Source organism: Paraburkholderia fynbosensis (genome assembly GCF_902859935.1).
Lineage (GTDB): Bacteria > Pseudomonadota > Gammaproteobacteria > Burkholderiales > Burkholderiaceae > Paraburkholderia > Paraburkholderia fynbosensis.
The window spans coordinates 1-22,183 of the sequence record NZ_CADIKI010000010.1; the positions used below are offsets into that span (position 1 = coordinate 1).

The window sequence follows — 22,183 nt, forward strand, 5'->3', positions numbered from 1 at the left end:
GCACAGCGCCCACTTCAACCACCCGGCACCGCGTCGTTCTGCGTCGCTGCATCAGCAGCAGAGAAACGAGATTATGGAGAACTTTCGCAGCAGCGTCAACAGGTTTTTATCGCTTGCCCAACCTGCCCACCGCGCTGGAAGCCTTGCCACTGCTGGCTTTCCCGCTTCTCCGTGCCCCGGCGTCCGGAGCACGAAAGAGCGGAATTCTAGCGAGCCCCAAGAGGACTTGCAAGTGTTATCTCAAACTTTACTCAAGGCGTCTTTTCTATGCGCCGCGGTTCGTCGACCGCAGGCTCCTTCAGATCGGGCGCCAACGCACGCGCACCCGGCGAGCCGATCGTCCAGTCGTGGAGCACGGTGTACGCAACCGCCAGCAAAGTCGGCCCGATGAAAACGCCGAGGAAACCGAACGCCAACGCGCCGCCCAGGATACCCAACATCACCAGAATGAGCGGCATGTCGCTGTTCTTGCCGATCAGAATCGGCTTGATCACATTGTCAGACATGCCGACTGCCAGCACACCCCACACCACCAGAAAGATCGCCCAGCCGGTCTCGCCGCCGTGATACAGCCAGATCGCAGCAGGAAGCCACACGATCACCGGACCGCCCGGTATCACCGACAGGAAAAATGTCGCCAGTCCAAGCAGCGCCGGCGCCGGCACCCCCGCGATCCAGCAACCGAAACCAGCCAGAACCCCTTGCACGAGCGCGGTACCAAGAATCCCGTAGACCACCCCCTTCACGGTGCTGCCCGCCAGCGCCAGCAGATAGTCGGCGCGCTCGCCGGCGATGCGCCGCATGCCCGCATTGAGCCACGCAGCCGCACCCTCTCCGCCCGTATAAAAGAAGAACGCGAGCACGATGCTCAGCGCCAGCAGCCCCAGACCGTGCGTCACAGCAATCGCCGCCGCCAGAATCCACTTGCCGGCCGGCGCAGCGAGCGTGCGCAACTGCGCGATCAGCTCGGAATTGCTACTGGTCAGATGCTCCCAGAAGGCCACGATATTGGACCCAATCAGCGGAACCCGACCGACCCATGGCGGCAGATCAGGCAAGCCATCCTCGAAGAGCCTTTGCACCAGCGCGACGATCTCGTGAACGTGCGCGCCGAACGCAAAACCCGCATAGACGAACGGCCCGAGCACAACCACCAGAATGATGAGCACGATCAAAGTGGCGGCCCATTTGCGCCGCCCGCCGAGCGCGGCGGTAAGCCGCCGGTAAAGCCCCCACGAGCTATAACTGAGAATCGCGCCCCACAGCAATGCGGTCGTGAAAGGCGCCAGCACCAGCAACGAGCCGCCCACCAGAATAATCAGCGCGAATACAGCGGCAAGACGTTCGATCAGTTGGTCTGATTTCACGACGAATCTCCTCTTGCGCCAAACCACGGCGGCAAATTGACCTACGCTTGTCAGGCGCCCCACTGAACGCCGTCAGTATAGAAGCGAGTCCCGCCCTCGGGGGTGTCTTATACCATCCGGCCAAGTCGATGTGCGGCTCGCGCGGCAGACTGATTTTTCGTGCGGAAACGTCCTAATCCATCCGGCATTGCCGGCCAAACAATATGACGGCATAGAAAAGACTAGAATATAAGGTTCTCTGCCCCCCAACTTCCGGATTTATGCGCTCGCGAATCGCCAAACGTCTCCCCCCCGATGCCGACAAGCTGGTCGGTCTCTCGCTCGCGCTTTTCGCGTCGGGCAGCCGCACTGAGGACCGCTTCTGGGAAGCAAAGCTCGATGCACTGCTCGCCAGGATCGTCCGCAACGCCAATCAGACCACGCTTGACGCCGCGCTCGATCATCTGCAGCAGAATCATCCCGATGCCTATGGCGCGCTCGCCGATATGGCGGAAACCCACAGCGAATCGTTCGTGATCGAACATGACGGCGTGCCTTATGAAGCGCTGTTGATCGCGGCGCCCGTGCTCGCCTGGACCCGCTACATGATTCCGTCCGGCCCGCTCAAAGCCGAGGCGGCCGACGCGCTGCGCGCGCACCTGCAAGCGCACGTGCTTGCCGCCAACACCCGAGTCGCGATGGCACCGTTTCTGTACAGCATCGACCAGCTGCCGCGCCATCACGTCGAAACGTGGCGCCTCGCCCAGCAGCTGGCTCAGGCGGCGATGGGCGGTGGCAACGTCAAGCTCAATTTCACCGAACTGCCGGAAACCTCGCCGATTCTGGCCGACCCGCGCTTCCTGCTCGCCGTCGTCGCGGCGCCGGTGGGCGAGCCGACGTTCCGCTGGCAGGAAGAAGAGCACGGCAGCCGGATCGAGCGCGGCCAATGTCTCGAACAATGGACGACCCAAGGCGGCGCCAATCTGTCGCTGGTGCTGCCGGGCTGCGAATTCGAGTGTCTGTTGCCGGATGCGTACTACTCGGCCTGCCGCGACGCTGACGAAAGCGTGCGCCCTCACACGGTGCGGACCGCCGTGCGTTATCTATTCGACACAATTGGAGCGGCACCGCAGGAATTGCGCGCGGTTGTCGCGGGCTTCGGCGAACGCCGCATCGACGAATACCGCGTCGGCTTTACGCGCCGGGCCAGCAATGACGTGATTTACGGCGTCGTGTGGCCGCTGTACGGCCGCGAGAACGGTGAACCCGGCATCGACGAAGAACCGCAAGAGAGTTCAGCGTCCGATGATCCGCTCGAGGAAATCGTCGCGCTGCTCAAGGAGACCGGCGTGACCGACGTGCGTCGCCATGCGGGACGCTTCGAGCCGGAATATTGCGATGACTGCGGCATACCGCTTTATGCGGATCCGCTCGGCGAAATCGTCCACGCCGAAATGCCCGAGGATGCGGAGCCCGCGCAGCCGCATTTCCACTGAGCATAAGCGCGGCCATGCCGCGCGTTGCCCGAGAAAGAAAAAGCCCCGCTCAGCGGGGCTTTTTGTTTGATGGCGCATGCTTCTTATGCCTTTCGGACAGGCCGTCAAACGGGAGGGAATTTGTCATCATAGAGACGGCGACGCATTGGATGCGTCTGGCTCATACACCGGACGGATACGTCGCGCCACTTCGCCCGATTCATCTGGAGACATGCATGAGATTCTCGATACTCAACTCAAACGCTGAACGACGTGATGGACTCAAAGCATTACTGCGGCAAATCGACCGACTGGCGCGCTTTACCGAAGCCCAGGATTGGCGCCAGATCGAACGCACCTTCAAGCGTCACCGGCCCGATCTGCTCGTGATCGACTGGCAGGACTGGATGTCGATCGCGGACGCCCGCGAACTGCTCAGCCACTACCCCGATCTGCGCGTCGCAGTGCTAACCGACGACATCTCGCCCATCATCGTGCGAGCGCTCATGGACGAAGGCGTGCTCGGTGTCGTGCCGCGCGATACCGATCCGTGTCTGATTGTGCGCGCCTTCGAAATGGTGCTGCTCGGCGGTCACTACGTGCCGCCCGGCGCGCTCGCCCTCGATCCCCCGCTGCCGCCCGATACCGCCATCCGCGAATTCGACGCGAAGAATCCACCGCCACGCCGCAACCGGCTTTCCAGTGGACTGTCGCCGCGCCAGGAGCAGATCATGCGCTGCGTCCACATGGGCAGCACCAACAAGATGATCGCGCGCACGCTCGGGATCAGCGAGGGCACGGTCAAGATCCATCTGACCAGCATCTTCCAGCAACTCGGCGCGCCCAATCGCGCCGCCGCGGTCGCGCTTTACAACGGCTGGCTGACCAACCATCTACAGGTCTTACGCAACAACGGCGAAGGCTCGACTCGTCCGTTGATGGGACAAGCCGGCGTCATTCCGCTGCGGCGTCACAAACGGCGGCGCTTCCAGTATCCGTTGCCTGCCGGCGACACAAGCGCCCCGCTGCCGATGGCGGCCGAGCCCAACACGACCTACGGCGACACACCGGCCGCCGACTAACGTCGCAGCCGCTCGCGCCCGGTTCGGCATGAGGATCGCGACCACGCGCGCAGCCGCCTGAAGACACCCTCGAGGGCAGCGTTTGTATCGGCTGGCATGGAATCCGCTCACACCTTTTCTCGTCCAACGAGTAATATGAGACACATGGGTTTCCTCTACACACCGCTTCCGTTCTGGGTCGCTGTCGGTGGCTGGATCGCCACCGCGATAGTGGTCGCGCTCGCGCTGTGGAAAAATCCTTTCAAACGACTGCACGACGGCACTCTGCAGCATGTCTGGCTTGCGATCATCGTCGCTGTGTCGGTGCTGTGGGCGAGCAATGCCTGGCTCGACGACGGCACCGTGATGCACCTGCTCGGCGCCACGCTCTTTGTCACGCTATTCGACTGGGCGCTGGCAGTGATCGCGATGGCCGTCGTCACGGGTCTTGCCGCCATGATCTTCGATGCGCCCTGGCAGGGCATCGCACTAACGTTCCTCGTGTACGGTGCGGTGCCTGTCGGCATCTCGACTCTGCTCCAGCGCGTCAGCATTGCCTGGTTGCCGCGCAACCTTTTCATGTTTATCTTCGGCCAGGGTTTCGTTTCGCCCGCCATTGCCGTGTCGCTCACCGCAGCCGCGGCGCTTGGCGTCCACATCGCGCTTGCCGATGGTTCGACGATGGTGGTGCCCGCCGGCTATGTGTTCAGCGTGTTTCTGCTTGCCACCGGCGAGGCCTGGTTCACGGGCATGTCGACCGCGTTGATTGCGGTGTACCGCCCTGCGTGGGTCACCACGTATGATGTGCGCCGATACCGGTTGGGCGGCCCCCGCACCTGACACCGGCGAATGTCTAACGGATTCAGGCAGCGGTCGGCCGCGCAGGCATATCGGGCTTACCGAAGTCGCGCACAGCCCAGGACAAAATTATTTGTGTCAGGATTGAACTCCCCGCTCCCGGCGGGCATCTTACTTGCCTCATATCCTCTTCGCGTTTAAAGAACTAGATGGATCGCACCAACGTACCGCGCCGATTGCTGCGGCTGGTCGGCCGGTTGGCGACAGTTGCAGCGAGTCTTTCGCTCATCTGCGCCGCTCCCGCATTCGCCGATCAACTCGAACAGCACAACGACCTCGTCAACAAATTTGTCAATGACCTGCACGCCGACCCGCTAGTCGCGGACTGCGCCGCTCACGGCGACTTTGTCGCCGGCACTTCGACCGCCTTCGACCATGTTGATTTTCCACCCAGCTCGTTCGACAGCGCGCACGCGTCGGTCACGCCCTGGAACGATTCGTTCGATGAAGGCAAGCAGCGCGTGAAGGTCGAGAACATCGTCACCGTCGAAGGGATCGGCGTCCGTCAGAATGGGGAAGGCGACCCTACCGCACTGAAATTCCGCTGCGGCTATGTCGGCGCCCAGATGCTCGCATTCAGCTGGAACGATCCTGTGCCACCGGCTCGCGCCCGCAGCGCGGAGTCGTCAGGATCGCGAGCCGCGTCGGGCAAGCACAAGAGCACCAAGGGCAAGCACTCCGCGAGCGGCAAAACGACGAAAAAAGCGATTTCGAAGCCGTCCAAGACAAGCTCGGGCAAGTCGTCGAAAGCGACGTCGAGCAAGTCGACCGCCAAAAAAACGACGGTGAAGAAGAAGAAAACCCCATGACGGCGCCGCCGCGGCATCGATTCATCCGCCCGCGCCGCCACGGATAGCGGCGGCCCAATGAAAAAAGAGGCGCACACGTCACATCGTGTGCGCCTCTTTTTTTCAGCATCGTTCAGGCCAACGTCTCCACGTGCCGCAAAATCGCCTGCAACATCGCGGCGCCAAGCGACGCGCTGCGCTCGCCGTTCCAGCCCACCCGCTCGTCGGGCAGATTGGCGTTGTCCTTGAACGGCATCTCCAGCGTCAGCGACAGGCAGCCGAATTCGTTACCGATGTACTTCGACGCAAGCTTCAGCGCATCCTCGCGATACTTGCTCGCGGCATACCCGTACTTGTCCTGGAAATCAGGGCTCGCGTGCTTGAATGCTTCGATGAACGCTTTCTGGTCCTGACCTTGCCGTTCGGTGAAACCCGGCAGCATTTCGGAACCGGCCACGAACACATACGGCAGCGCTTCGTCCCCGTGGATGTCGAAGAACAGGTCGCATCCCGTCGCGTGAATCGCGTCGCGCACCAGCAGCACTTCAGGACTGCGCGCGGCGTCCGGCTCCATCCACTCGCGATTCAGGTTCGCACCGGCCGCGTTGGTGCGCAGATTGCCGTGCACGCTGCCGTCCGGATTCATGTTCGGCACGATGTAGAACACCGCGTGATCGTAGAGTTTGCGCGCAACCGGATCGCCCGCCCAATCGCCCCAGCCCACGAGGCGTTTGACGAGACCTTCGATAAACCACTCGGCCATCGTCTCGCCAGGATGCTGGCGCGCGATCAACCAGATCTTCTTCCTGGGCGTGTCGCCGGTTTGCGGCGTGCCGAGCGTCAGCAGCGACATCGGCCGGCCTTCGACGCTCGTGCCCAGTTCGGTGAGCGTGGCCTGCGGCATCTGCTGCACGGCGCCGAGAAACTCCGAATGACGCTCTTCGCTATACGGCTCGAAATACGCGTAGTAGATGCGATCGAAATCCGGCGTGTGATCGATCGTCAGCAGGCGGCCGTCGTACGAGGTCGGCACGCGAAACCAGTTCACCCGGTCATAGCTCGCCACCGCCTGATAGTCGCGCCAGCCTTCGGCGAACGCGCACGCGGCCGCATTCTCGAAAGTCATCACGCAGCGCGTGCCCGCCGCGCCCGACACGCGGAAATAGAACCATTGCGCAAACTCGGCGTGGCTGTCCGGCCGCACGCGCAGACGGATATTGCCGGCGTCCTCGCAGGACAACACTTCAATTGCGCCGGCGTCGAAATTGCTCGTAATCGATAACGTCATGATGTTCTTCCCTGCCTCTCTGCACGGTGCAACGCTTATTCAGCGACGCGGCGGCGGAATACGTAAGTGGAATCGTTCGAAGCCGCGGCGTCGAACCCGTAGCCTTCGGAGTCGAATGCCCTCAACTGCTCGGGCCGTTCGAGGCGGTTTTCCACCGCGTAGCGCGCCATCAGGCCGCGCGCGCGCTTTGCATGGAAGCTGATGATCTTGTAGCGGCCGCCTTTCCAGTCTTCGAACACCGGCGTGACGACGGGCGCGTCGAGCAGCTTCGGCTTGACCGATTTGAAATACTCGCCCGACGCGCAATTCACCAGCACGCGCGACGCCTTGGCGTTCTTCTTCATTTGCGCGTTCAACGCCTGCGTGATGCGCTCGCCCCAGAACGCGTACAGATCCTTGCCGCGCGGATTGGCGAAACGCGTGCCCATTTCGAGCCGGTACGGCTGCAGCAGATCGAGCGGACGCAGCAGGCCGTATAAGCCGGACAGCACGCGCACGTGATTCTGCGCATAGTCGAGATCGGCCGACGAGAGCGTCTTCGCGTTGAACCCTTCGTACACGTCGCCGTTGAATGCGAGCACCGCCTGCTTGGCGTTGTGCGTGCCGAACTGCGGCGACCATTCGGCGTAACGCTGGAAATTGAGGTGCGCGAGCTGATCGGAAATGTCCATCAGCGAAGCGATCTGCGCGGGAGACAAACGGCGCAATCCGCCGATCAGTTCGGCCGCGTCGTCGACGAAATCGGGGATCGTGTGTTTGCTGACGTGCGGCGGGGTTTCGTAGTCGAGCGATTTCGCCGGCGACAGAACGATTATCATAGAGGCTTGCAGGCACGCCGTGCCTGGCGGTCAAAGACGAAAGCCAGATTGTAACGAATGCCCGGTTCCCATGCCTCACACGGCGCTTTGCGCGTCGTCCTCGATTCCAATGTCTGGATCGATATTCTCGTGTTCGACGACCCGCACACGCGGCCGATCGCGGCCGCACTCGAAAGCGGCGCGCTGGCCGCGCTGATCGACGCGCGCTGCCTCGCCGAACTCACCTTTGTGCTCGACTATCCGCAATTCGTGCATCGGAACGTGGACAAGGCCGCCGCGCTCGCGGTCGTCGCACGTCTCGCGCAACTGGTCGAACCCGCTGCGCCCGCGGAGGACGTCAAGCCCCTGCCCAAATGCAAAGACCGCGACGACCAGAAGTTTCTCGAGCTCGCGCATGCCGCGCAGGCCGACTGGCTGGTGTCGAAAGATCGCGCGGTGCTCAAGCTCGCGAAGCGGATTGCGCGTGATTTCGGCTTCCAGATCGCGCAGCCGGCGCCGTTCGTTGCCGCAATCGGCGCTTCGATGCGCGCCGTCGGCGAGCCGGCGCCCGCATGACCCCGGCGGCATGACACCCTGGCCAAACGGCCAACGCGCAGTTCGTGGCGCGCACAGAGCGCCGCGATTCCCTACAATCAGGCTTCGTCCTTCGACGGCTCCGTTCGTCTATTTCGCCAACCCACTCGCCCACGCTCCGGACAGCGCCATGAATGCACCGCACGATACGCCCATGAGTCCCTCGTTTCCGTCTCGCCTGCCGAACGTCGGCACGACGATTTTCACCGTGATGAGCGCGCTCGCCGCCGAGAAAGGCGCCGTGAATCTGGGCCAGGGCTTTCCCGACTTCGGCTGTGACCCGCGCATTGTCGACGCGGTCGCGAACGCGATGCGCGATGGCCACAATCAGTACCCGCCCATGGCCGGCGTCGCACCGCTGCGTCAGGCGATTTCGGACAAGGTAAAGAACCTGTACGGCCGCCGCTACGACGCCGCGAGTGAAATCACCGTCACGGCAGGCGCCACCCAGGCATTGCTCACGGCGATCCTCTGCACCGTCCATCCCGGCGATGAAGTGGTCGTGATCGAGCCGACCTACGACAGCTATCTGCCGTCGATCGAACTGGCCGGCGGCAAGCCCGTCTTCGTCACGCTCGACGCGCCCTGCTACGCGATCCCGTTCGACAAACTCGCCGCTGCGATCACACCGAAAACGCGCCTGCTGCTGATCAACACACCGCACAATCCGACCGGCACGGTGTGGCGCGCCGAAGACATGCGCAAGCTCGAAGAAATCGTGCGCGGCACCAACGTACTGATCCTGTCCGACGAGGTGTATGAGCACATGGTCTACGACGGTGCGCCGCACGAAAGCGTCGCGCGTTATCCCGAACTTGCGCAGCGCAGTTTCGTGGTGTCGAGCTTCGGCAAGACCTATCACGTGACGGGCTGGAAAGTCGGCTACGTCGCGGCGCCCGCCGCGCTCACCGCCGAATTCCGTAAAGTGCACCAGTTCAACGTGTTCACGGTCAATACGCCGATGCAGATCGGCCTCGCCGACTACATGAAAAACCCGGCGCCGTATCTCGAGCTGCCGGCGTTCTATCAGACAAAGCGCGACTTCTTCCGCGCGGGCCTCGCGAATTCGCGCTTCAAGTTGCTGCCGTGCACGGGGACCTACTTTCAGTGCGTCGACTATTCGGCGATCAGCGACCTGCCCGAAGCCGAGTTTGCCCAATGGCTGACTGGCGAGATCGGCGTCGCGGCCATTCCGGTCTCAGCCTTCTATCACGAGGCGCACGAATCGGGCGTAGTACGCTTCTGCTTTGCCAAACAGGAAAGCACGCTCGCCACCGCGCTCGACCGGCTGGCGCGACTCTAGGATGTCCCGCGCGATGCTGCGAACGAACCCATGTTCCTCGCCATCGCGCGCCGCGGCCAACGCCTGCGTTGCCGCTTGCATCGCATGCATCGGCCCGTTTCAGCGGCGGCGTCTGCGCTCACGCGGAGCGCGTCGCCGCGATGTACGCCTTGCGGTCTTCGGTCACGCGCTGCGCAGCCGGCCGGGCGCCGACCGTCTTCACGTAGCTCTTCCAGTCGATGCCCGCTTCGAGCAGAAAATCACGGCCATAAATGGCCTGCGTCGCCATGCCCACGAGCGGCAAGCTCACATACCCTGCCGTGTCCGCGACGCCGAAGCGCTCGCCGCACAAATACGGACCGAACTTCGCGATCCGCCCGAACCCGGCGATGTGCTGCGCAAGCAACTTCTCGACACGCCCTTTGGTCGCATCGCTCACGCTCCCGCCGAAGAACGCTTCCTTGTAGAGATTGCGCACGGTCAGTTCGAGATGCACGTCGACGAACATGATCATCTCGCGCTCCTTGGCCGCCTGCCACGGGTCGGCCGAGAAAATCGCCTTATCGGGAAAGCGCGCGGCCAGATACTCCACGATGCATTGCGATTCGCACAGATCGCCGTCCTCGGTTTGCAGGTAAGGCACCTTGCCGAGCGGCGAATGCGCGAGCACGGCATCGTCCTGGCTCGGCAGCACCAACACCTCTTCGAACGCAATGCCGTGTTCGAGCAGTACGAACTTTACTTTGTTGTAGTAGTTGGACAGCGCGAAACCGCAGAGCTTGATCATCGGGTGTCTCCTTGCTTCAAGTTGTATGAGACCGCCTGTCACTGCCGACGCGACAGCCAAAGCAACGGCCTTCGAACAATCATCCAGTAAATTGCACGATCGTGCTATTCTAAAATAACCATGGAGTCGAGCATCACAATGAACTCTCGCAATTTCAGCATCGAGACTATCGGCATTGTTGGCACCGGCGCAATGGGCCGTGGCATTGCGCAAATCGCCGCGCTCGCGGGTCTCAAGGTGCGCCTGTATGACACCAACCCGGCCGCCGTCGGCGCTGCGCGCGATTATCTCGCCGAGACTTTCGCCAGGTTGACTGCTAAAGGCAAGCTCGACCAGGCACGCTCGCTCGCCGCGTTGGCCAACGTGAGCGGCGCGCAGGCGATTGGCGAGCTGGCAGGCTGCGACCTGGTCGTCGAGGCGATCGTCGAAAAGCTCGATGTGAAGCAGGCGCTCTTTCGCGAACTCGAAACCGTGGTGAGCGGCCGTTGCGTGCTGGCGTCCAACACATCGTCGCTATCGATCACGGCGATTGCCGCCGGTTGCACCGACCCGTCACGCGTGGTTGGCTATCACTTCTTCAATCCCGTTCCGTTGATGAAGGTGGTCGAGGTGATCGACGGTCTGCGCAGCGACCCCGCGGCGGGCGACGCCCTAATGGATCTCGCGCGCCGCATGGGCCACACGCCGGTGCGCGCGAAGGACATGCCCGGCTTCATCGTGAATCACGCGGGCCGCGGCATGAACACCGAGGGCTTGCGGGTGGCGGGTGAAGGCGTCGCGAGTTTTGCGGAGATCGACCGCATCATGCGCGAACAGGCGGGCTTTCGCCTCGGGCCGTTCGAATTATTGGACCTGACCGCGCTCGATGTCTCGCATCCGGTGATGGAGTCGATCTACCATCAGTTCTATGAAGAGCCGCGCTTCACGCCGTCGCCGATTACCGGCACGCGGCTCGCCGGCGGATTGCTCGGCCGCAAGACGGGGGAAGGCTTTTATCGCTACGAGGACGGCAAGCAGCAGGTGAGCGCCGAAGCGTCCGCACCGACGGCACTGCCGCCCAGCGTATGGATCAGCAAGCGTTATCCACAAGCTCATGAGGCCGTCGTGCAACTCGTCGGCCAAGCCGGCGTGAAGCTCGACGACGGCGCCACACCCGCATCGGACTCGCTGATCGTCGTGACGCCGTTCGGCCACGATGCGACGACGGCCGCCGTCGACGAAGCGCTCGACGCGAGCCGCGTGGTCGCCATCGACGCCCTCTTCCCGCTCGTCGGCGCACAGCGCCGCACGCTGATGACCACGCCGGCCACCACACGCGCCGCACGCGACGCCGCGCATGCGTTGTTCGCCGCCGATGGCGTGCCCGTCACCGTGATTCGCGACTCGACGGGCTTCGTCGCGCAACGCGTGGTGGCGACGATCGTCAACATCGGCTGCGACATCGCGCAAAAGCAGATCGCCACGCCCGAGGACATCGATCTCGCCGTCATGCTCGGTCTCGGCTACCCACGCGGCCCGCTCGCGCTCGGCGACGCACTCGGCGCGACCACCATCCTCACGATCCTGCGCAACATGTTCAGCGTGCTCGGCGACCCGCGTTACCGTCCGTCGCCCTGGCTCGCACGGCGCGCGCAACTCCGTCTGCCGCTCACGCAACGCGACGCAGCGGACATTCAAACGCAGACGCAAAAGGAGACCCTCGCATGAGCGCCGAACTGCTGACCTCGCGCCCGACCGAAAGCGAATCGACGCTGGTTCTCACGCTGTCGAACCCCGGCGCGCGCAACGCGCTTCATCCGGACATGTACGCGGCCGGCATCGAAGCGCTCGACTCGGCAGAGCGCGATCCGTCGCTCCGCGCAATCGTGATCACCGGCGCCGACAACTTTTTCTGCGCGGGCGGCAATCTGAACCGCCTGCTCGAAAACCGCGCGAAAGATCCGTCCGTGCAGGCGGAGAGCATCGATCTGCTCGGCCAGTGGATTTCAGCGCTGCGTCTGTCGTCGAAACCGGTGATCGCCGCGGTCGATGGCGCCGCCGCTGGCGCGGGCTTCTCGCTCGCCCTCGCGTGCGACCTGATCGTCGCCGCGGACGACGCCAAATTCGTGATGTCGTACGCACGCGTGGGCCTCACGCCCGACGGCGGCGGTTCGTGGTTTCTCGCCCAGGCATTGCCGCGCCAGCTGGCCACCGAAGTGCTGATCGAAGGCAAGCCGATGGGCGCCGTGCGTTTGCATGAACTCGGCGTCGTGAACAAGCTGGCCAAGCCGGGTGCGGCGCGCGATACCGCGGTCGGCTGGGCCGACGAGCTCGGCAAGGTCTCGCCCAATTCGGTCGCGCGTATCAAGGGGTTGATCGGCGCGGCCGGCACGCAACCGCTCGCCGAGCATCTGGTCGCGGAGCGCGACAGCTTCGTCGCTTCGCTGCATCACCGCGAAGGGCTCGAAGGGATTTCCGCGTTTCTCGAAAAACGTGCGCCGGTCTACAGATGACCTGCGAGTGAACCGCGATTGAACGAGGAGTGAATCCAGCGACCATGCCTGACTACCAACTGCCCAAACGCCGCCGCATCTTTCTGATGCGCCACGGCGACGTCACCTACTTCGACGACTCCGGCCGTGCGATCGATCCCGAGACCGTGCCGTTGAACGCGAACGGCTGCGAGCAGGCGCGCGCGGCGGGCCGCGTGTTCGCCGGGCAACAGGTGCGCTTCGATCGTGTGATCGTCAGCGGTTTGCCACGCACGGTGGAAACCGCTCAGCGCGTGCTGGCCGAAACCGGCCAGCAGATCGAACTCGAGGTCGAGCCCGCATTGCAGGAGATTCGCGGCGGCAAGCTCGGCAGCATTCCAATGCAGGATCTGGAGGCCGCGTTTCTCGGCGTGTTCGACGGCATCGTGCCGGAAAGCACGCGCTTTCTCGACGGCGAAACCATCGGCGCGTTGTTCGACCGCGTGCTGCCGGCAGTCGCGGCGCTGCGCGAAGACAGCTCGTGGGACACCATGTTGCTGGTCCTGCACGGCGGCGTGAATCGCGCGATTCTGTCGCACGCGATCACCGCGGGCGGACGCACGTTCTTCGGCCACCTGGCGCAGGCTACCGGATGCATCAATGCGCTCGATGTCGGCGCGGCGCCGCGCGACTGGGTGCTGCGCGCGCTCAACTATTCACCGCCGTCGCCGCTGCATCGCGATGTCCGCAACACCACGATGGAAATGCTCTACGCACAATTCATTCAATACAAGCGTAGCTGAACCCGACTTGGAGGAGACACATGGCGCAAGCCACACCGACTGGCGAACCCGCACACAAGCCGGACTATTCGGCCTTCGAGGGCACGCGCCCGCTCAACGAGCGGCAGCGCTTCGACACCGACGTGCTCGCCGCATGGCTCACCCGGCAGGTGGACGGATTTGCCGGACCGCTCACGCTCGAGCAATTCGCGGGCGGCCAGTCCAATCCCACGTTCAAGCTGGTTACGCCGTCGCGTTCGTATGTGATGCGCGCGAAGCCTGGGCCTGCGGCGAAACTGCTGCCCTCCGCGCACGCCGTCGAACGCGAGTACCGCGTGATGCGCGCGCTCGCCGACACCGACGTGCCGGTCGCGCAAATGCTCGCGCTGTGCGAGGACGAAAGCGTCATCGGGCGCGCGTTCTACGTGATGGAGTTCGTCGAGGGCCGCGTGTTGTGGGACCAGTCGCTGCCCGGCATGACGCCCACCGAGCGCGCGGCGATCTACGACGAAATGAATCGTGTGATCGCGGCGTTGCACAGCGTCGATGTCGAGGCCGCAGGTCTTGCCGATTACGGCAAGCCGGGCAATTACTTTGCACGGCAAATTGGCCGCTGGAGCAAACAGTACCTGGCGTCCAAGACCGAACCGATCGACGCCATGCAGCGCCTGATCGAATGGCTGCCGCAGCACATGCCGGCCGAGACCGGTGGACGCGCATCGGTCGTGCATGGCGACTACCGGCTCGACAATCTGATCTTCCATCCGCACGAACCGCGCGTGCTCGCGGTGCTTGACTGGGAACTGTCCACGCTCGGCGATCCGCTCGCCGACTTCGCCTATCACTGCATGGCATGGCATGTCGATCCGGCGCAGTTCCGCGGCATCGCCGGTCTGGATTGGGCAGCCCTCGGTATTCCCGATGAAGCGCAGTACGTCGCACGTTACTGCCAGCGCACTGGCTTCGAGATTCACGGCGACTGGAATTTCTATCTGGCCTACAACATGTTCCGCATCGCCGCGATCCTGCAAGGGATCATGAAGCGCGTCGTCGATGGCACCGCGGCCAGCGCGCAGGCGCTCGATGCGGGACGTCGCGCGAAGCCGATGGCCGAGCTTGCGTGGCGCTATGCGCAGAAGGTGCGCTGACTGAATTCGCGCGCGGGGCCGGGTGTCCGGGGCGAGGCTGCGGGGCGTACGCTCCGGGCCAGGCGTCCCGGACTGCGCGCTCCGAACCCCCATCATCCGCTGTCCGTTATCCGCGAGGTCCTAGATGAATTTCGATTACACCCCGAAGGTTCAGGCGTTGCGCGAAAAGCTGCTCGCCTTCTTCGACGAGCACATTTATCCGAACGAGCAGGCGTTCTATGCGGAGATTGCGCGCAATCGCCAGAACGGCAACGCATGGGTGCCGACGGATTTGATCGAGCAACTCAAGCAGAAGGCGCGCGACGCCGGCTTGTGGAACTTGTTCCTGCCCGACTCCGTGCGCGGCGCCGGGCTGACGAATCTCGAATACGCGCCGCTGTGCGAGATCATGGGCCGTGTGCCTTGGGCGCCCGAAGTGTTCAACTGCAACGCGCCCGATACCGGCAACATGGAAACGATCGAGCGCTACGGCAGCGAGGACAACAAGCGCGAGTGGCTCGAACCGCTGCTGCAAGGCCATATCCGTTCGGCGTTTCTGATGACGGAGCCGGAAGTGGCATCGTCGGACGCGACCAATATCCAGACCAGCATCGTGCGCGATGGCGACTATTACGTGATCAACGGCCACAAGTGGTGGTCGTCGGGCGCGGGCGATCCGCGCTGCAAGATCTACATCGTGATGGGCAAGACCGATCCGGACGCGCCGCGCCATCAGCAGCAGTCGATGATCCTCATCCCCGCCGACGCGACCGGCATTACCGTGCACCGCCCGCTGACCGTCTTCGGTTACGACGACGCACCGCACGGCCATATGGAAATCACGCTCGATAACGTGCGCGTGCCCGCCACCAACATGCTGCTCGGCGAAGGCCGCGGCTTCGAGATCGCGCAAGGCCGGCTCGGGCCGGGGCGCATCCATCACTGCATGCGCTTGATCGGCCTCGCCGAGCGCGCGCTCGAACTGATGGCGAAACGCTCGCTGCAACGCGTCGCGTTCGGCAAGCCGGTCGCGGCGCAAGGCGTCACGCAGGAACGCCTCGCCGAGGCGCGCTGCATGATCGAGCAGGCGCGCCTGCTCACGCTGAAAACCGCCTACATGATGGACACGGTCGGCAACAAGGGCGCGCGCGGCGAGATCGCGATGATCAAGGTGGTCGCGCCCAACATGGCGTGTCAGGTGATCGACTGGGCGATCCAGGCGCACGGCGGCGGCGGCGTCAGCGATGACTTTCCGCTCGCGTATGCGTACGCGTCGGCCCGCACGCTGCGCTTCGCCGATGGTCCCGACGAAGTGCACCGCAACGCCATCGCCAAACTCGAACTCGCGCGTCACATGGATGCGGGCGCGGCGGCTCGCGTGGAGATGCCGGTCACGCGGGTTTGAGCGCGCGCGCGATTGAGCCGGCGTCAATGCGCGGCTCGAAGGGGTCGTAGCGTCGAGTGTGATTCGCGGCGGCGCAAGCAGTATCGTGCGAACTATGCTCTAATTTTCGTCAATGGCGGCGCCTTGTTTCGGCGCCGCTTTCACGAACAAGGAGCCAGGATGATCGACGTCTATAGCTGGGCGACCCCGAACGGCCACAAGGTCCACATCATGCTCGAGGAGACGGGCCTCGCGTATACCGCACACGGTGTGAATATCGGCGCGGGGGACCAGTTCAAACCCGAATTTCTCGCCATCAGTCCGAACAACAAGATCCCGGCGATCGTCGATCCCGACGGCCCGAAAGGCGCCGACGGCAAACCTTTCGCGCTGTTCGAGTCGGGCGCCATCCTGATTTATCTCGCCGAGAAAACCGGCAAATTTCTACCGGCCGACCCGGCCGCGCGCTATTCGGTACTGCAATGGCTGATGTTCCAGATGGGCGGCCTGGGTCCGATGCTCGGGCAAACGCACCACTTCCGCCTCTACGCGCCCGAGCCGATCGAATACGCGATCAACCGCTACACGAACGAGACGCGGCGCCTGTATGGCGTGATGGACACCCAACTCGGCAAGACGCGGTACCTCGCGGGCAACGACTATACGATCGCGGACATCGCGGCGTTTCCGTGGACCCGTTCATGGAAAAATCAGGGCATCGACCTCGATGCGTTTCCAAACGTGAAGCGCTGGCATGAGGAGATTGCGGCGCGGCCGGCGGTGATGCGCGGCGTCGAAGTGCTGGCGTCCGCCCGTGTACCGCTGATGGACGACAAGGCTAAAGAGATGCTGTTCGGCGCGACGCAGTACGCCAAGCATTAGTCATTTCCGCTGCACCGGCAGGGGCATTGCCGTTTCTTCGGCTCAGCCAATTGCTCATTGCTCATTGCTCACTGCTGCGAAAAAAGCGCGAGCCGGCATGCGTGCCGCTCGCGCTTTTTTACGACATGTCCGCGCTGAAACGCTAGAAGTAATGCCGCGTGATGAACTCTGCCACACACACCGGCCGTTCGCTGCCCTGCCGCTCCAGCGTCACGCTCCATTGGACTTGCACGCCGGCGTTATCGACATCCGTGACCGCCTCGACCGCGAATTTCGCGCGCAGTTGCGAGCCGACCAGTACCGGCGATGTGAACCGCACGCGGTTCAGGCCGTAGTTGACGCCCATGCGTTGTTCGATCGCGACCGTCTTGCCGAGCAGAGCCGGAATCAACGACAACGTCAGAAAACCATGCGCGACAGGACCGCCGAATGGTGACTCGTGCCGGGCGCGTTCCGGGTCGACATGAATCCATTGATAGTCGCCGGTGGCCTCGGCGAAACGATCGACCTTGGCCTGATCGACGGTCAGCCATTCGCTAACCAGCGGCTCGGTGCCGATCAGCGCACGCAAGGCCGCCGCATCAGGCAGAGTCGCCGCAGGCGCTGCGACGGCCGTCATACCGCGGCTCCCGGACGACGTAGTCCAAACATGCCCTTCGAGCGCACCGTGATCACCGTTTCGCCATGCTGATTGATTCCCTCCCAGCGCGTCGACACGATGCCGCGATCCGGCTTGCTCTCCGATACACGCTTGTCGATCACGACGTTCATCATCGTGATCGTGTCGCCGACACGCACCGGTTTTAACCAGCGAATCTCGTCGATACCGGGTGAGCCCATCGACGTCGAGCCCGCCAGCACGTTGCGCACCAGCATGCCCATCATCACCGAACAGGTGTGCCAGCCGCTTGCCACCAGCCCGCGAAACGGCGACTCGGCCGCCGCCACCTCGTCGAGGTGGAACGGCTGCGGGTCGAACTTCTGCGCAAACTCGATGATCTCTTCACGCGTGAACGTGTGCTTGCCGACTTCCGTGGTCGTGCCGGCTTCCATGTCCTCGAAACTCAATCCCATCGTCGCACCTCTTTTTATCCGGTTGAACGGTTTGATCAGGCTTCGGCCGTGATGAAGCCAGGCAGCGCGGCGAACCGCGCGAGATGATGATCGACATCGCCCAATGTGGTTTCGATGATGGCGAGGCGCTTGAACAGATGCGCCGCGGCCACTTCGTTCGTGACGCCCATGCCGCCATGCAACTGCACCGCCTGTTGCCCGACGAAACGCGCGGCCTGACCGACCCGCACCTTCGCGGCGGAAATGGCGCGGCGACGCTCATCGACGTCTTCGCTCGAATAGCGCATCGCGGCCAGATAGGTGATAGAGCGCGCCTGCTCGGCGTGGATCAGCATGTCGACCATGCGATGCTGCAACGCCTGGAAGCGCGCGATCGGCTGGCCAAACTGCTGCCGCGTCTTCGTGTAGTCGACCGTGGCGAGATTCAGCGCGTCGAGCGCGCCGATCGCCTCTGCGCACAGTAGCAACGTGCCATAGTCCGCGATGTGTTCGAGCGCTGCCGCGCCCGCATGTTTGCCGGCGAGCCGACGCGCGGGCGTGGCGTTGAACTCGAGCGTCGCGGCGCGTTGCCCGTCGATCGTGCGGTAATCCGTGAGCGCGACGCCGGCCGCGTCGCGCGCAACGACAAAGAGCGCGATCTCGCCGTTCAGACGGGCCGGCACGATCCACGCATCCGCTCCTGCCCCGTGCAGCACGACCGATTTCGTGCCGGTGAGTGTGTGCTGCTCGCCCTGCCCGCTTGCTGTCGTCTTTAGTTCGAACAGGTCATAGCGCGCATGCGGCTCGTGAAATGCGACGGCCAACTTCAGCTCGCCCTTCGCCGCGCGTTCCAGCAGCGATGCGTCTTCCCCCTCGCCCGTGCCCGCGAGGCGCAGCGCCTCGATGCCAACCGCGGTCGCCCAATACGGCTCGACGACCAATGCGCGGCCAAGCTCCTGCATCACCACCAGCATGTCGATCGGACCGCCGTTGAAGCCGCCCTGCGTTTCCGGCACCGGCAGTGCGGTCAGACCCAGTTCGGTAAAGGCTGCCCAGTGCGTATCCGACACGCCGGACTCCGAGCGCACGATCGCCTGGCGCGCTTCGAACCCATAGTTCTTATCCAGATAGCGCCGCAGCGCGTCGGCGAATTGCTGCTGCTCGTCGTTGAAAGTGAAGTCCATGCGCCGCTCCTCAAAGTCCGAGAATCATCTGCGCGATGATGTTCTTTTGAATTTCGTTCGAGCCGCCGTAAATCGACGTCTTGCGGTAGTTGAAGTAGTAGGCGGCCAGCGGCGCGGCATCGTCGTCGCCAGCGAGGCTGTGCTCGCGCTCGCCTTCGAGGAACGGCACGTCGAACGGTGCCGCGAGCGGCCCGACGGCATCGAACATCAGTTCGGTCAGGCCCTGCTGCACTTCCGTGCCTTTGATTTTCAGCATCGACGCCTCCGGTCCCGGCCCACGTCCGCCGGCCTCATTGGCGACCACGCGTTGCACGGTGACTTCGAGCGCCATCAACTCGATCTCGAGACTCGCGACTTTGGCAGCGAATACCGGGTCCTGCAGCAGCGGTTTGCCGTTCTTTTTCTGATTCAGCGCAACGCGTTTCAGGAATGCGAGTTCGCGCTTCGACGAACCGACGCGTGCAATGCCCGTGCGCTCGTGGCCGAGCAGATACTTCGCATAAGTCCAGCCGCGATTCTCTTCACCGACCAGATTCTCGACCGGCACTTGCACGTCTTCGAAAAACACTTCGTTGACTTCGTGATCTTCGTCGAGCGTGATGATCGGCCGCACCGTGATGCCCGGCGTCTTCATGTCGATCAGAAGGAAAGAGATGCCCTCCTGCTTCTTCGCGCCGCTGTCGGTGCGCACGAGGCAGAACATCATGTCGGCGTACTGACCCAATGTGGTCCAGGTCTTCTGACCGTTGACCACGTAGTGGTCACCAACGCGCTCGGCGCGTGTGCGCAACGACGCCAGATCCGAACCGGAGCCCGGCTCGGAATAGCCTTGGCACCACCAGTCCGTGCCGTCGAGAATGCGCGGCAAATAGTGGCGCTTCTGTGCGTCGTTACCGTATTTCATCAGCACCGGCGCGACCATCGACACGCCGAACGGCAGCACCGAAGGCGCGCCGATACGCGCGCACTCTTCTTCCCAGATGTGCCGTTGGGTCGCGTCCCAGCCCGGGCCGCCGTATTCCCGCGGCCACGCAATCGCCGACCAGCCGCGCGTGCCGAGCAGCTTATGCCAGCCTGCGAAGTCTTCGCGGCCAAGACGCTTGTGATTGAGTACCTTGTCGCTTAGCTCGCGAGGCAGGTTCGCTTCGAGCCAGGCGCGGATGTCGGCGCGGAATGCGTCGTCAGCGGGGGAATAGTCCAGATTCATGCGTAGTGTCTCCTGGCCGCCACCATCCGCCGCCACGGAGCCACTGCGCTATTGCAGCGGTTCCTTCAGAGCGGCCGGGACCGGAAGCGGCATCACTTCGATGCCTTCTTCGACCAAGGCACGCGCGTCTTCGGGTGTCGTGACACCGCGAATGTTGCGTGCAGGCGCTTCGTTGTAGTGAATGCGCCGCGCTTCCTCGGCGAAGCGGTCGCCCACGTTCTCCGTCTTTTCCAGTACCTCGCGCAACGCACGCATGACACGCGCCTGCATTTCGCCTGCGCCCGCCGGCTTTGCGTCGGTCGCGCCCGACAGATTCAGGCGCGGGGCCGACGGCAAACGGCTGACTTCATTCGCACCGCAGATCGGGCATTCGACGAGCTTGCGCGACTGCTGCGACTCGAAGTCATCGGCCGAAGCAAACCAGCCTTCGAACCGATGGCCATGCGGACACTGTAAATCGAGGACCTTCATGTGGAATCAGGGCTTGCGTGCCAGTTTAGCGCAAAACGGAATTTTGTGAACGATCGTTCGAAAATTATTACGGACGACGCATCGACGTCAGATGCAGCGGATAAATCCGACGCGGTGCGCGATTTTAACGCTTTGCGCAAAGGGCTGCCGAAGGCTAGCTGATGTATGAGACGGAAGCCAGCCCAGACATAAAACGGAGTCGCCACAGTAATCGGCCTCTGCGGTCTTTGCGCGCTGGCCGCCGCCGTCATGGCTTCTATGACACGAGACTCGCAAGCTCGCAGTTGAGCCGTGGTTCGAGTTGATGCGCTTCCCTGGCGAGGTTGATCTGCTTCGCCGATTTTGCGACGTCCGACACGTCGGCCTTGATGTCATATCCACCGCGTTCGGACAGCCACTCAAGAATGTCCGACAGATGCCATACCGATGCACTGCCCTCGTGGACCGGTGGCGGGAAGTCGATCGGGTGGCTCAGCATCAGCTTGCGCATGTTTTGCCGCGACACGCCTGCAACCTCGGCAACGTCAGTGAGGCCGACGAAATCAGGACCCGCTTCGACGAGCCGCGCTGACGGCACTGCTCGTTTGATATCTTTGAGCGCACTGACCAATGCCTCGAACGCAGACCCCGCTTCGCGAGAAAAAAACAGCGCGATGCGGCCAGGTTGCCCGACGCCCACTGTTGCGTCGTCGCACCCTGCTTCGCCCAGGCGTTCGACGATCTCGTCGGAATCGCAATCCTGCGCCGCGAGCCGATACTTCAAGGTGAACACATATTCCATACGTTACTCCTGCGTCATTCAGCCTTAACCCTTCGCTGTTGAACAACCATGCCGCTACCGGCGAGCCGAACAGTTGTCGACGATTCGCCGCAAGTGCCTTGCGTGGTTGCCGGGATTCTTTGGCGTACTCCAGACACTCGATATGCAGAACTCTCCGCAACGACATTCCGCGTCGTTGTAAGGGCAGTAGATTTTTCCCCACGCGTGGCCTTTACCGCCGCGTTGAACCCACCAGCCGTGTTGCTCCGCATGGGCCAATGCGGCCTCGATCTCTTTCTTGGCGTGCGTTCCTCTCACCATCGACACCCTCCCAATTTAGCTGCATCCAATTAGGTTGTCAAGTGACAACCTAATTGGATGCCAACCTAGCCTCGCCCGCATACTTCGTTATCCGAAACAAACAGGGCGCGCCCGCCATCCCTCGGAAGATCCATACTAGTGCTACGGCAAGCGCTTGGCGAGACAGCCGGATGGCATAGGAAAGCGGCACCTTTTTTCAGATGGACAAAAAACCCTCGCTCGATATCGCGGCCCCTGCCAAACACAAAGCCCCTGCCGGTCATAGACCGACAGGGGCTTCTCCAGC

General features: G+C 63.1%; 23 protein-coding genes. 12 read left to right on the top strand and 11 right to left on the bottom strand.

Annotated elements, in window-relative coordinates; all coding sequences use genetic code 11:
* Nucleotides 1-251: 251 nt before the first annotated feature.
* A complete protein-coding gene (locus HV770_RS17680) occupies nt 252-1,367 on the bottom strand; it encodes an AI-2E family transporter (protein WP_175161624.1) in 1,116 nt (371 codons plus the stop codon).
* 260 nt (nt 1,368-1,627) lie between these two features.
* On the opposite strand from HV770_RS17680, the gene HV770_RS17685 reads away from it, so the two are divergent.
* The 4 genes from HV770_RS17685 (at nt 1,628) to HV770_RS17700 (ending at nt 5,549) form a co-directional block, all read left to right on the top strand.
* The gene (locus HV770_RS17685) at nt 1,628-2,842 is read left to right on the top strand and encodes a DUF2863 family protein (RefSeq protein WP_175161626.1); all 1,215 of its coding nucleotides are present in this window, start codon (nt 1,628-1,630) and stop codon (nt 2,840-2,842) included.
* Between the two features lie 215 nt (nt 2,843-3,057).
* Nucleotides 3,058-3,903: a LuxR C-terminal-related transcriptional regulator gene (locus HV770_RS17690; protein WP_175161628.1), complete on the top strand. Its 846-nt coding sequence runs from the start codon at nt 3,058-3,060 to the stop codon at nt 3,901-3,903.
* 144 nt (nt 3,904-4,047) lie between these two features.
* The gene (locus HV770_RS17695) at nt 4,048-4,722 is read left to right on the top strand and encodes an energy-coupling factor ABC transporter permease (protein ID WP_175161630.1); all 675 of its coding nucleotides are present in this window, start codon (nt 4,048-4,050) and stop codon (nt 4,720-4,722) included.
* A gap of 167 nt (nt 4,723-4,889) precedes the next feature.
* Nucleotides 4,890-5,549, top strand: coding sequence for a BspC domain-containing protein (locus HV770_RS17700; protein WP_175161633.1), 660 nt, complete (start codon nt 4,890-4,892; stop codon nt 5,547-5,549).
* A gap of 112 nt (nt 5,550-5,661) precedes the next feature.
* Here HV770_RS17700 and HV770_RS17705 read toward each other — a convergent pair whose 3' ends face one another.
* Both HV770_RS17705 and yaaA read right to left on the bottom strand, forming a co-directional pair.
* Nucleotides 5,662-6,816: a M14 family metallopeptidase gene (locus HV770_RS17705; protein WP_175161635.1), complete on the bottom strand. Its 1,155-nt coding sequence runs from the start codon at nt 6,814-6,816 to the stop codon at nt 5,662-5,664.
* A gap of 35 nt (nt 6,817-6,851) precedes the next feature.
* Nucleotides 6,852-7,634, bottom strand: coding sequence for a peroxide stress protein YaaA (gene yaaA, locus HV770_RS17710; RefSeq protein WP_175161637.1), 783 nt, complete (start codon nt 7,632-7,634; stop codon nt 6,852-6,854).
* A 57-nt stretch (nt 7,635-7,691) separates the two neighbouring features.
* Here yaaA and HV770_RS17715 point away from each other — a divergent pair, with 57 nt between their 5' ends.
* Nucleotides 7,692-8,189: a putative toxin-antitoxin system toxin component, PIN family gene (locus HV770_RS17715; protein ID WP_175161639.1), complete on the top strand. Its 498-nt coding sequence runs from the start codon at nt 7,692-7,694 to the stop codon at nt 8,187-8,189.
* Nucleotides 8,190-8,337: 148 nt separating this feature from the next.
* Complete coding sequence (locus tag HV770_RS17720) at nt 8,338-9,510, top strand: pyridoxal phosphate-dependent aminotransferase (protein WP_175161641.1); 1,173 nt, start codon at nt 8,338-8,340, stop codon at nt 9,508-9,510.
* A 118-nt stretch (nt 9,511-9,628) separates the two neighbouring features.
* On the opposite strand, the gene HV770_RS17725 is transcribed toward HV770_RS17720, so the two are convergent.
* Entirely contained in the window at nt 9,629-10,276 is a 648-nt protein-coding gene (locus tag HV770_RS17725; protein ID WP_175161643.1) for a glutathione S-transferase family protein, read from the bottom strand.
* A gap of 138 nt (nt 10,277-10,414) precedes the next feature.
* Between HV770_RS17725 and HV770_RS17730 the strand changes: the two genes are divergently transcribed.
* From HV770_RS17730 to HV770_RS17755, 6 genes are all read left to right on the top strand, one after another.
* Nucleotides 10,415-11,983 carry a 3-hydroxyacyl-CoA dehydrogenase gene (locus HV770_RS17730; protein ID WP_175161645.1) on the top strand — a complete coding sequence of 523 codons (1,569 nt, stop codon included), beginning with the start codon at nt 10,415-10,417 and terminating at the stop codon, nt 11,981-11,983.
* Nucleotides 11,980-12,768 (top strand): oxepin-CoA hydrolase, alternative type, encoded by a 789-nt coding sequence (locus HV770_RS17735; RefSeq protein ID WP_175161647.1) that lies wholly within the window; start codon nt 11,980-11,982, stop codon nt 12,766-12,768. Before HV770_RS17730 ends, HV770_RS17735 begins: the two co-directional genes overlap by 4 nt.
* Nucleotides 12,769-12,812: 44 nt before the next feature.
* Nucleotides 12,813-13,529: a histidine phosphatase family protein gene (locus HV770_RS17740; RefSeq protein ID WP_175161649.1), complete on the top strand. Its 717-nt coding sequence runs from the start codon at nt 12,813-12,815 to the stop codon at nt 13,527-13,529.
* Nucleotides 13,530-13,549: 20 nt separating this feature from the next.
* Nucleotides 13,550-14,656, top strand: coding sequence for a phosphotransferase (locus tag HV770_RS17745; RefSeq protein WP_175161650.1), 1,107 nt, complete (start codon nt 13,550-13,552; stop codon nt 14,654-14,656).
* Nucleotides 14,657-14,780: 124 nt separating this feature from the next.
* A complete protein-coding gene (locus HV770_RS17750) occupies nt 14,781-16,040 on the top strand; it encodes an acyl-CoA dehydrogenase family protein (RefSeq protein ID WP_175161652.1) in 1,260 nt (419 codons plus the stop codon).
* A 159-nt stretch (nt 16,041-16,199) separates the two neighbouring features.
* Nucleotides 16,200-16,901, top strand: coding sequence for a glutathione binding-like protein (locus HV770_RS17755; protein WP_175161654.1), 702 nt, complete (start codon nt 16,200-16,202; stop codon nt 16,899-16,901).
* A gap of 142 nt (nt 16,902-17,043) precedes the next feature.
* On the opposite strand, the gene HV770_RS17760 is transcribed toward HV770_RS17755, so the two are convergent.
* From HV770_RS17760 to HV770_RS38680, 7 genes are all read right to left on the bottom strand, one after another.
* Nucleotides 17,044-17,520 carry a MaoC family dehydratase gene (locus tag HV770_RS17760; protein WP_175161656.1) on the bottom strand — a complete coding sequence of 159 codons (477 nt, stop codon included), beginning with the start codon at nt 17,518-17,520 and terminating at the stop codon, nt 17,044-17,046.
* Nucleotides 17,517-17,975 (bottom strand): MaoC family dehydratase, encoded by a 459-nt coding sequence (locus HV770_RS17765; RefSeq protein WP_175161658.1) that lies wholly within the window; start codon nt 17,973-17,975, stop codon nt 17,517-17,519. The genes HV770_RS17760 and HV770_RS17765 overlap by 4 nt, the downstream gene beginning before the upstream one ends.
* 35 nt (nt 17,976-18,010) lie before the next feature.
* On the bottom strand, nt 18,011-19,138 hold the full coding sequence (locus HV770_RS17770) for an acyl-CoA dehydrogenase family protein (RefSeq protein ID WP_175161659.1): 1,128 nt from the start codon (nt 19,136-19,138) through the stop codon (nt 18,011-18,013).
* Between the two features lie 10 nt (nt 19,139-19,148).
* Nucleotides 19,149-20,345: an acyl-CoA dehydrogenase family protein gene (locus HV770_RS17775; protein WP_175161660.1), complete on the bottom strand. Its 1,197-nt coding sequence runs from the start codon at nt 20,343-20,345 to the stop codon at nt 19,149-19,151.
* Nucleotides 20,346-20,393: 48 nt separating this feature from the next.
* Nucleotides 20,394-20,816: a DUF1178 family protein gene (locus HV770_RS17780; RefSeq protein WP_121317093.1), complete on the bottom strand. Its 423-nt coding sequence runs from the start codon at nt 20,814-20,816 to the stop codon at nt 20,394-20,396.
* Nucleotides 20,817-21,072: 256 nt separating this feature from the next.
* Entirely contained in the window at nt 21,073-21,597 is a 525-nt protein-coding gene (locus HV770_RS17785) for a helix-turn-helix transcriptional regulator (RefSeq protein WP_175161661.1), read from the bottom strand.
* Nucleotides 21,598-21,651: 54 nt separating this feature from the next.
* Nucleotides 21,652-21,897, bottom strand: a complete 246-nt coding sequence (locus tag HV770_RS38680; RefSeq protein ID WP_246290971.1) for a hypothetical protein — start codon at nt 21,895-21,897, stop codon at nt 21,652-21,654.
* Between the last annotated feature and the right edge of the window lie 286 nt (nt 21,898-22,183).